Genomic DNA, 9,727 nt, shown 5'->3' on the forward strand with positions numbered 1-9,727 from the left:
GTGCCCCCTTAGCCACCTATTTGGCCGCCGTCACAGTCGTTAGGGAAACCGCCTCGATGCCGAGCCTGTTCGATCCGATCCAGCTGGGCGCGATCCATGCGCCGAACCGCATGCTGATGGCGCCGTTGACGCGCGGCCGCGCAACGCGCGCGCATGTGCCGACGCCGATCATGGCCGAATATTATGCGCAACGGGCGAGCGCCGGGCTGATCCTCTCCGAGGCGACCGGCATCAGCCGGCAGGGCCTGGGCTGGGCCTATGCCCCCGGCCTGTGGAATGAGGCGCAGACCGACGCCTGGAAGCCGGTGGTGGAAGCGGTGCACCAGGCCGGCGGGCGCATCGTCGCGCAGCTCTGGCACATGGGCCGGCTGGTCCATTCCGACTTCCTGGACGGCGCCCGGCCCGTCTCGGCCTCCGCCACCACTGCGCCGGGCACCGTCCGCACCTATCCGGCGGAGGATAGCGGCGAGATCAGGCGCCCCTACGGCGAAGCGCGGCCGCTACGCACCGACGAGATCCCCGGCATACTCGACGATTATGCCAATGCGGCCCGCAATGCGATCCGTGCCGGCTTCGACGGGGTGCAGATCCACGCCGCGAACGGCTATCTGATCGACCAGTTCCTGCGCGACAATGCCAATTTCCGCGACGACGGCTATGGCGGTGCGATCCCCAACCGGGTGCGGCTGTTGCGCGAAGTGACGCAGCGGGTGGTCGATACGATCGGCGGCGACCGCACGGCCGTGCGGCTTTCCCCCAACGGCGAGGTGCAGGGCGTCAACGACAGCAGCCCGCATGCGCTGTTCGAAGCGGCGGCGGCGGCGCTCGACGAGATCGGCATCGCCTTTCTCGAGATGCGCGAGCCGCGCCCGGGCGGCACGCGCGGGCTGCCCGACCACCCGCCGGTGCATCCGGTGATGCGCAAGGTGTTCAAGGGCCCGCTGGCGCTCAATGCCGACTATCATTTCGACGACGCCCAGGCCGTGCTCGACGCGGGCGAGGCCGATGCGATCGCCTTTGGCCGCACCTTCCTCGCCAATCCGGACCTGCCGCGGCGGCTGCGCGAGGGCCTGCCGCTCAATCCGCAGCGCGAGGACCTGTTCTATATCGGCGGAGCCGAGGGCTATACCGACTATCCGGCAGCGGTCTAGCCACCGCCCCTGTCGAGCGCGGTGAGCCAGCCGGTGGCGGCCGCGCGGAGGCCGCCACGCGTCTTGGGGTTGAGCGCGAGAAAGCCCAGCACGAAGAGGGCCGGCCAGCCGATGATCGCGATGCAGAAGATCGCCACCACGAGCAGGATCGCCGCGACGACCGCGATCTGGCCCTGACTCTCCGGGCCGATGCGGATCGTGCGCGGGCCTTTATCGTCGAACCAGCGCGCGGTGGTGAAGCCGAGCCCCTCTCCGCCCGCATGGCGGCCGCCCGGCTCGGGCCTCCGGAGCGGCGGCGCGGCCCGGTCCCGCGGGCGCGGCGCTTCCATGCGCCGCCGCCGTTCGCCCGGCATTTCCGGAGCGCTGGGAACCGGGCGGACCGGTTCCCCCGCCAGCGTATCGATCACGACCAGCCGGCGCCCCTGCTCCACTACGCGGTAGCGGGAGGGGGGCATGTCCATGGCTGTCAGCCCAACCGGCTCTTGAGCGCGAGCATCGCCAGCGCGGCCTTGGCGGCTTCCCCGCCCTTGTCCTTCTCGTCCGGCCTGGCGCGGGTGAGCGCCTGGGCCTCGTTCTCGACCGTAAGGATACCGTTGCCGATCGGGATCCCGTCCATCGCCAGCGCCATCAGGCCCCGCGCGCTTTCGTTCGAGACGATCTCGAAATGATAGGTCTCGCCGCGGATCACCACGCCGAGCGCGACGAACGCATCGTAGCGCCCGGTCTCGGCGGCCATCGCCACCGCACCTGGAATCTCCAGCGCGCCCGGCACCGTAATGGTCTCGTGCTGATGCCCGGCCGCTTCGATCGCGGCGCGCGCGCCCTCGAGCAGCAAGTCATTCAGATGCGCGTAGAAGCGCGCTTCGACGATCAGGACACGTGCCAAGTCATTCTCCGGTATCGATGGGATGCTCGCCGACGATCGACAGGCCGTAACCGTCGAGCCCGACCAGCGTGTGATGGGTGTTGGTGAGCAGGACCATGTCCTGGACGCCGAGTTCGGTGAGAATCGTCGCGCCGACGCCATAGTCGCGCAGCTCGTCCATGTCCTTGGCCTCGAGCTTGCCTTCGCGGGCCTGGAGCGCGACGCTGAACTGGTCCGGACGCGGCTTGTTGATCACGACCACGACGCCCGCGCCTTCCTGGGCGATGATCTCCATCGAACGGCGCAGCAGCCCGCCGCGCGCGCCACCCTCGCCGAAGATGTCGGAGAAGGGCGAAAGCGCATGCATGCGGACGAGCGTGGGCCTGGCCGGATCGATCCTGCCCTTGACCAGCGCGACCTGCTCGCTCTCCGTCGCCTTGTTCCAGAAGGTCATCGCGGTCCATTCGCCGCCCCATTCGCTCTCGAAGCGGGTCTCGGCACGCTTCTCGACAAGATGGTCGTGGCGGCGGCGATAGGCGATCAGGTCGCGGATCGTGCCGAGCTTGAGGTTGTGGAACTGGGCGAAGGCGATGAGATCGTCGAGACGAGCCATGGTGCCGTCGTCCTTCATGATCTCGCAGATCACGCCCGACGGGTTGAGCCCGGCGAGCCGCGCGAGATCGACCGCCGCCTCGGTATGGCCGGTGCGGACGAGGACGCCGCCGTCGCGGGCGATCAGCGGGAAGACATGGCCGGGCGAGGTGATCGCATCCGGCCCGTTGGCCGCATCGATCGCCACCGCGACGGTGCGCGCGCGATCGGCGGCCGAGATGCCCGTCGAAATGCCTTCCTTCGCTTCGATCGAGACCGTGAACGCCGTGCCGAGCGGCGTGCCGTTCACGCGCGCCATCGGCTCGAGCTGGAGCTGGCGGCCGCGCTCGGCGGTGAGCGCGAGGCAGATCAGTCCGCGTCCGAAGCGCGCCATGAAGTTGACTGCGTCGGGCGTCGCCATCTGGGCGGGGATGACGAGATCGCCTTCGTTCTCGCGGTCCTCGTCGTCGACCAGGATCACCATCCGGCCGTTGCGGGCCTCGTCGATCAGTTCCTCGGGCGAGGAGAGGAAGGCGTGCTTCAGGCGCCCAAGTTCGTTGGCTCGTTCAGGCTTTGCCACGGAGCGCCTCCATGCGCTGCAGATAACGGGCGAGCACGTCGATCTCGAGATTGACGGCCTGCCCTGCTTCGAGTGCGCCGAATGTAGTGACTGCGGCGGTATGGGGAATGATGTTGAGGTCGAATTCCACGCCTTCGGCCGTATCGCGCAGCGCATTGACCGTAAGCGAGACGCCGTCGACGGTGATCGAGCCCTTGGGCGCGATATAGGGCGCCAGCTCGGGGCCGGCGAGGATGACGACATGGTGCGAGCCGCCGATCTCCTCGATCGCCTTCACCGTGCCGATCCCGTCGACATGGCCGGTGACGATATGCCCGCCCAGCTCGTCGCCCAGGCGCAACGCCCGCTCGAGGTTGAGCTTGCGGCCCGAGGCCCACATGCCCGGCGCGGTGCGGCTGATCGTCTCGCCCGAGACGTCGAACGCGACCCAGCCGTCGCCTCCCGCATCCACGCCCTTGTCGACCACCGTCAGGCACACGCCCGAGCAGGAGATCGAGGCGCCGAGGTCGATGCCCGCGGTTTCATAGGCGGTGGAGACGCGGACATGCAGGTCGCCCTGCCTGTCGGCTGCCTCGACCGTGCCGATATCGGTGACGATTCCAGTAAACATTATGCGCGCTCGTAGACCTCCAGCCTGTCACTGCCAAGCATGCGGCCGTCGACCAGCCGCCAGCGGCCATGGGCATCGTCCAGCCGGGCGAGCCCGATATCGCCGAGCGCCGCCCTGCCCTGCCCGATCAGGATCGGCGCGCGATAGAGCAGCAGCCTGTCGACCAGGTCGGCGCGGAGAAAGGCCGAGCCCGTCTCGGCGCCGCCCTCGACGAAGAGAAGGTCGATGCCCTCGAGGCCGGCAATGTCCTCGGGCCGCTCGACATCGCCGGTCGAGGACAGCACGAGCCGGCGCGGCGAGCGATCCTCGAGTCCCGGCAGGCGCACGTCGAGCCGGGGGCGGTCGACTTCCATGGTCCGCCGGCCGACCAGGATCGCCTGGTGCCGGGCACGCTCCAGATGGGTATGGGCGCGGGCCTGCGCGCCCGTGATCCAGCGGCTCTCGCCCGAGGGAAGCGCGATGCGGCCATCGAGCGAAGTCGCCAGCTTGAGCGTGACGAACGGACGCCCCTTTTCCAGCCGCGTCAGGAAGCCGGCCATGGAACGGCGCGCCTCGGCGGCGCGGACGCCCTCCACCACGTCGATCCCGGCGGCGCGCAGGCGGGCGGCTCCCGCCCCATTGGTGCGCGGATCGGGATCGCCGAGCGCGATCACCACCCGGGCGACGCCGGCCGCCACGAGCAGGCTCGAACAGGCCGGGCCGCGCGGCGATTCGTGCGCGCAGGGCTCGAGCGTGACGTAGCAAGTCGCGCCGCGCGACTTCTCCCCTGCCTGGGCCAGCGCCATCGCCTCGGCATGGGGGCGGCCGCCCGGCTGGGTCCAGCCGCGGCCGACCACGATTCCGTCCCGCTCGATCACGCAGCCGACATTGGGATTGGGCGCGCTTCGCCCCCGCCCGCGCTCGGCCAGCGCAAGCGCGGCGCCCATCCGGCGCGCATCGCTCAGAAGCCGTGGCTGGTCAGCCAATCGTCATATTTCTTGAATTCGGCCTGGCGCTTCTTCTGCGCCGCCTCGATCGCCGCCTTGCGCTTCAGCTCCTCGGGCAGGTCCTTGGCCTGTTGCGCCTTGATGTCCGCGTCGCTGCGGTCGAGCCGCCATTGCTGCACATAGATGATGTCGCGCTTGTACGGGGTGGCGACGTTCGAATCCTTCACGAACATCCACAGGATCACGAGCGTGACCACCATGGCCAGCATCATGAACCACAGCTCATAGGGCTTGCGGGTGGCAAGCCAGCGCCGCAGATCGCCGAATGCGCGCAGGGGGTTGAATCTCTGAAGGTAACTCATCTCGCCGCCGAAGATAGGAGCGCGGAGGCCCGAGAGCCAGCCCCCGCGCTCCATCAAGGACGTTCCGTTACTGGTCCTTGATCTGGAAGGTGACGCTGAGCGTCATCCAGCTCTCCTCGGCCACGCCGCCGCGAGTCGCCGGCTTGAACCGCCATTTGGACAGCGCCTGCTGTTTCGTCGCCTCGAAGAACGCGGCGCTGGTGGCGCTGACCTGCTCGACTGCCTTCACCCGGCCATCGGGGCCCACCAGCACCCGCACCGAGACGCGCCCGTCGCGCTGGGCGCGCAGTTCCGAGGCGGGGTAGTTGGGCTGGAAGGCATCGGCATAGCGCGGGTCGCGCCTCGCCCCGACCAGGGCCGGCACCGGCTTGGGCGGATCGACCGTGACCGGCCGGCCGACCTCGGCCGGCTTGGCGATGTCCGGCTGCACCGGCGGGATGTCCGGCGTGGTCTTCAGCGTCACGTCGCTGTCCGTCTTCAGGATCGGATCGGGCGCGGTGATCGGCGGCTGGGTCCGCGTTTCCGCCTTGATCCTGGGCTGTTCCTTGGGCGGATCGATCGGCGGCGGCGGAACCGTCTCGGGGACGTTGTAGGTCCGTATGGTCGGGTCGACGAAGATTCGGACGACGTTCGGCGCCGAATAGATCATCCCGGTGATGATCGCCCCGCTGATGAGCAGCGACGCCCCGATGCTGACGGCGCGCGATTGCTGGGGCTGGTAGCGATGTTCGGCATACATGGCGTTGCACTCCATCTCCAACGCCGGTCCAGGCCGGCAAAGGCGATGATACATCATTACATGCCCGGCGCAAATGCTTTGTCGATCATGCGCTCCCCAGGCGCGCCAGGGCATTTTCCTTGCCGATCAGCGGGAGCAGGGCGGCCATGTCCGGCCCATGCTCGCGGCCGGTGAGGGCGAGTCGCAGGGGCAGGAACAGGGCGCGGCCCTTGCGGCCGGTAGCCTGCTTCAGCGCGCCGGTGAGCGCCGGCCAGGGATCGGACCAGTCGATGCCCTCGGCGATGCCGGCGGCCAGGGCAAGGAAGGCGCGGTCCTCCTCGGGGATGGCCGCGGCGACCGGGCCCTCGACCACCTGCCACCAGTCCGCCGCCTCGGCGACGGTCGACAGATTGGGGCGGATCGCTTCCCAGCCGGCTGGGCCCATCCCCGCCGGCAGCCGGTCCCGCACCGCGTCGAAGCCGAGCTGGTGGACGATGCGGGCATTGAGCTGGGCCAGTTCCTCCTCGTCGAAGCGCGCGGGCGCGCGGCCGAAGCGCGCGAAGTCGAAGCTGGCGACCAGGGGCGCAACGTCGACGAGCGGCTCGACGGGGTCGCTGGTGCCGAGCCGCGCGAGCAGGGCGATCAGCGCCTGGGGTTCGATGCCTAGTTCGCGGAAATGGGCGATGCCGAGCGAGCCCAGGCGCTTGGAGAGCTTGCCTTCGGCACCGGTGAGCAGCGCCTCGTGCGCGAACCGCGGCGCGGCGGCCCCGAGCGCCGCGAACATCTGGAGCTGAGTCGCGGTGTTCGAGACATGGTCCTCGCCGCGCACGACATGGGAGACGTCCATGTCGACATCGTCGATCACCGAGGGGAGGAGATAGAGCCAGGAGCCGTCGGCGCGACGGACCACCGGGTCGCTCATCGTCTTCGGATCGAAGCGCTGGGGCCCGCGGACCAGGTCGTCCCATTCGATCATGGCGTCATGATCGAGCCTGAAGCGCCAGTGCGGGCGGATGCCCTCCGCTTCGAATTTCGCCTTGTCGGCATCGGCCAGCGCCAGCGCGGCCCGGTCATAGACCGGAGGCAGGCCGCGGCCGAGCAGCACCTTGCGCTTGAGATCGAGCTCCTGCGCGGACTCATATGCCGGATAGACTCGCCCGGCGGCCTTCAGTTCCGCGAAGCGCGCCTCGTAGCGGTCGAAGCGGGCGGACTGGCGCTCTTCCCCGTCCGGCACCAGCCCCAGCCAGGCGAGATCGGCGCGGATCGCCTCGACGAAGCGCTCCTCCGAGCGCTCGCCATCGGTGTCGTCGACGCGCAGCAGGAAGCGACCGCCCTGGCCTCGCGCGAACATCCAGTTGTGCAGCGCGGTTCGGATATTGCCGACATGGAGCGTGCCCGTGGGGCTCGGCGCGAAACGAGTGATGACGGTCATTGCGGCGCTCTACCGGGCAGGCGCGGCGCGCGCAAACCGGCTCAGAGCCGGCGCAGGCCCGACGCTTCCAGGATCGCGCGCAGCGCCTCCGCCTGCCCCGCAGCCAGGGCGGAGGCCGGGACCACCTGATATTGCTGGTCGTTGAAATAGAAGAGGAAGCCCGAACGCGCGGCGTGCCAGCCATGATAGTCGCCCCAGGCGAGCTCGGTTTCGCCATGCGCCGAACGGGCCGACATGCCAGCGGCGGACCAGGTGGCCTCGACCGGACGCTGCCAGATCGCGCTCTGGGACACCAGCCGCCGGATCCGGCGCGGCAGCAACAGGTAGAGGAGCCCGTAGATCAACGGGAGCAGCACGATCATCTCGGCCGCGAAGACCAGCATCCACCACAGCGGATCGTCGCCGAGCGCCACGCCGAGCACCGCGCCGATGGCGAGCATGAGGAGCAGGCCGATCCCCATCCGGATCCACGCGCGGCGCGAGCGGAGATAGCGCCGGAGATTGGCACGCGCCGCCGCTATCTGGGCATCGGCGTCGAGCACATAAGCCACAGTCGTCGCGGGTTCTGCATGCGCAATTGCCATCTGCTCTTTTCAACCCCGCCCTTTGGCCTCTAATGCGCCTCCAGCGTAGCAAGCCTGGGGAGTGGCGCACATGAAATTGATGGCCGGCAATTCGAACCTGCCGCTCGCCAAGGCGATCGCCGAGTATCTCGAGATCCCGCTGACCCAGGCGAACGTCCGCCGCTTCGCCGATGAGGAGATCTTCGTCGAGATCCTCGAGAATGTCCGCGGCGAGGACGTGTTCGTGATGCAGTCCACCTCGTTCCCGGCGAACGACAACCTGATGGAAATGCTGATCATGATCGATGCGCTGAAGCGCGCATCGGCCCGGCGCATCACCGCGGTGCTCCCCTATTTCGGCTATGCCCGCCAGGACCGGAAGCCCGGCCCGCGCACGCCGATCTCGGCCAAGCTGGTCGCCAACCTGGTCACGACCGCAGGCGCCGACCGCGTGCTCTCGGTCGACTTGCACGCCGGGCAGATCCAGGGCTTCTTCGACATTCCGACCGACAATCTCTTCGCCGCCCCGGTGATGAGCGCCGACATCCACAGCCGCTTCCCGGGCAGGCAGTGGATGGTCGTCTCGCCCGACGTGGGCGGCGTGGTCCGCGCCCGCGCGCTGGCCAAGCGGCTCGACAACGCCCCGCTCGCCATCGTCGACAAGCGCCGCGAGCGCCCGGGCGAATCCGAAGTGATGAACATCATCGGCAATGTCGAGGGGCGCTTCTGCATCCTGATCGACGACATCGTCGATTCGGCGGGTACGCTGTGCAACGCCGCCGCCGCGCTCAAGGCCTCGGGCGCCGAGGACGTGGTCGCCTATTGCACGCACGGCGTGCTCTCGGGCGGCGCCGTGGCCCGCGTCGACGGATCGGCGCTGGCCGAGCTGGTGATCACCGATTCGATCGGCAACCACGCCGTGATCGCCGAAAGCAGCAAGATCCGTCACCTGACGATCGCGCCTTTGCTCGCCGAGGCGATCAAGCGCATCGCCGACGAGAGTTCGGTCTCCAGCCTGTTCGATTGATCCAGGCCCCGGCAAGGAGCGCGGCGCCGGTCATCGCGACCGACCGGAACACCCGAAATCCCGCTTTGAAGGCCCAAAGTGCCGCCTCGGCGAAAGCCTAGAATGCCGCCTCGGCGACAAGGGCGATGCCGACCAGGATCATCAGCACATGGATCGCGGTGTAGAAGCGCGCCGCATCGACCCTGCGCACCAGCCGGACGCCGGCGACGGTGGAAACCAATGCGAGCGGCAGCAACGCGGCCGACGTCATGACGTTGGCGGACGTGAACTGGCCTAGCGCCCAATAGGCCGGCACCTTGATCCAGTTGGTCGCGGCGAAGAAGAGCGCGGTGGTGCCGACCAGCAGGTCGCGCGGCAGGTTGCGAGGCAGCACCCAGAGCTGGAAGGGCGGCTGGCCGGCATGGGCGATCTGGCTGGTGAAGCCCGAGGCGATGCCGAACAGCGATCCGATCCAGTCGGGCCAGCGCGCGGGGTCGCGCGGCGCGGCATGGCTGGCGGCCCAGAGCCGATAGGCACCGAACAGGATCGAGATCGCCCCGACCATCCCCATCACCGCAGCCGAGGAGACGCTCGCCGCGAATCCATAGCCGAGCGCGATGCCGAGCATCGAGCCGGGCAGCATCCAGCCGAGCAGCCACCAGTCGACCGTGCGGCGAAACGCCCAGACGCCCACCACGTCCTGCGCGATCAGGATCGGCAGGGTGATCGCCGCGGCGCGCACCGGGTCGACCGCGAAGGCGAGGAGCGGCAGCGACAACGCGCCCATGCCGGCGAACCCGCCCTTGCTCAGGCCGAGCAGGATCACCGCCGGCACGGCAAGCGCGTAGAAATGCCAATCGGTGATCATCGCCCTGCCCCATGCCCCAACCGCCCTCCCCGCGAAAGCGGAGGTGGCGATGTGA

At 69.0% G+C, this 9,727-nt stretch carries 12 protein-coding genes; 2 read left to right on the forward strand and 10 right to left on the reverse strand.

Annotated elements, in window-relative coordinates; genetic code table 11:
* Positions 1-56 precede the first annotated feature (56 nt).
* Entirely contained in the window at positions 57-1,151 is a 1,095-nt protein-coding gene (locus BGP17_RS13065; protein WP_286712319.1) for an alkene reductase, read from the forward strand.
* On the opposite strand, the gene BGP17_RS13070 is transcribed toward BGP17_RS13065, so the two are convergent.
* From BGP17_RS13070 to BGP17_RS13110, 9 genes are all read right to left on the reverse strand, one after another.
* On the reverse strand, positions 1,148-1,612 hold the full coding sequence (locus tag BGP17_RS13070) for a hypothetical protein (RefSeq protein ID WP_286712320.1): 465 nt from the start codon (positions 1,610-1,612) through the stop codon (positions 1,148-1,150). The two genes, BGP17_RS13065 and BGP17_RS13070, sit on opposite strands and share 4 nt — an antisense overlap.
* 5 nt (positions 1,613-1,617) lie before the next feature.
* Positions 1,618-2,037 carry a 6,7-dimethyl-8-ribityllumazine synthase gene (gene ribH / locus BGP17_RS13075; RefSeq protein WP_286712321.1) on the reverse strand — a complete coding sequence of 140 codons (420 nt, stop codon included), beginning with the start codon at positions 2,035-2,037 and terminating at the stop codon, positions 1,618-1,620.
* A 1-nt stretch (position 2,038) separates the two neighbouring features.
* Positions 2,039-3,187 carry a 3,4-dihydroxy-2-butanone-4-phosphate synthase gene (gene ribB, locus BGP17_RS13080; protein ID WP_286712322.1) on the reverse strand — a complete coding sequence of 383 codons (1,149 nt, stop codon included), beginning with the start codon at positions 3,185-3,187 and terminating at the stop codon, positions 2,039-2,041.
* Positions 3,174-3,797, reverse strand: a complete 624-nt coding sequence (locus BGP17_RS13085) for a riboflavin synthase (protein WP_167300102.1) — start codon at positions 3,795-3,797, stop codon at positions 3,174-3,176. The genes ribB and BGP17_RS13085 overlap by 14 nt, the downstream gene beginning before the upstream one ends.
* A complete protein-coding gene (ribD, locus tag BGP17_RS13090) occupies positions 3,797-4,723 on the reverse strand; it encodes a bifunctional diaminohydroxyphosphoribosylaminopyrimidine deaminase/5-amino-6-(5-phosphoribosylamino)uracil reductase RibD (protein WP_286712776.1) in 927 nt (308 codons plus the stop codon). Before ribD ends, BGP17_RS13085 begins: the two co-directional genes overlap by 1 nt.
* A gap of 14 nt (positions 4,724-4,737) precedes the next feature.
* The gene (locus BGP17_RS13095; RefSeq protein ID WP_086128408.1) at positions 4,738-5,085 is read right to left on the reverse strand and encodes a hypothetical protein; all 348 of its coding nucleotides are present in this window, start codon (positions 5,083-5,085) and stop codon (positions 4,738-4,740) included.
* A 67-nt stretch (positions 5,086-5,152) separates the two neighbouring features.
* Positions 5,153-5,824 (reverse strand): energy transducer TonB, encoded by a 672-nt coding sequence (locus BGP17_RS13100; protein WP_286712323.1) that lies wholly within the window; start codon positions 5,822-5,824, stop codon positions 5,153-5,155.
* An 85-nt stretch (positions 5,825-5,909) separates the two neighbouring features.
* The gene (gene gltX, locus BGP17_RS13105) at positions 5,910-7,235 is read right to left on the reverse strand and encodes a glutamate--tRNA ligase (RefSeq protein ID WP_286712324.1); all 1,326 of its coding nucleotides are present in this window, start codon (positions 7,233-7,235) and stop codon (positions 5,910-5,912) included.
* Between the two features lie 41 nt (positions 7,236-7,276).
* Positions 7,277-7,786 (reverse strand): YcxB family protein, encoded by a 510-nt coding sequence (locus BGP17_RS13110; RefSeq protein ID WP_286712325.1) that lies wholly within the window; start codon positions 7,784-7,786, stop codon positions 7,277-7,279.
* 103 nt (positions 7,787-7,889) lie between these two features.
* Between BGP17_RS13110 and BGP17_RS13115 the strand changes: the two genes are divergently transcribed.
* Positions 7,890-8,825: a ribose-phosphate pyrophosphokinase gene (locus tag BGP17_RS13115; RefSeq protein WP_167300098.1), complete on the forward strand. Its 936-nt coding sequence runs from the start codon at positions 7,890-7,892 to the stop codon at positions 8,823-8,825.
* Between the two features lie 97 nt (positions 8,826-8,922).
* Here the strand turns inward: BGP17_RS13115 and BGP17_RS13120 are convergent, their stop codons facing one another.
* The gene (locus tag BGP17_RS13120) at positions 8,923-9,672 is read right to left on the reverse strand and encodes a sulfite exporter TauE/SafE family protein (protein ID WP_286712326.1); all 750 of its coding nucleotides are present in this window, start codon (positions 9,670-9,672) and stop codon (positions 8,923-8,925) included.
* Between the last annotated feature and the right edge of the window lie 55 nt (positions 9,673-9,727).

It is taken from the genome of Sphingomonas sp. 67-41, assembly GCF_001899725.1.
Lineage (GTDB): Bacteria > Pseudomonadota > Alphaproteobacteria > Sphingomonadales > Sphingomonadaceae > Sphingomonas > Sphingomonas leidyi.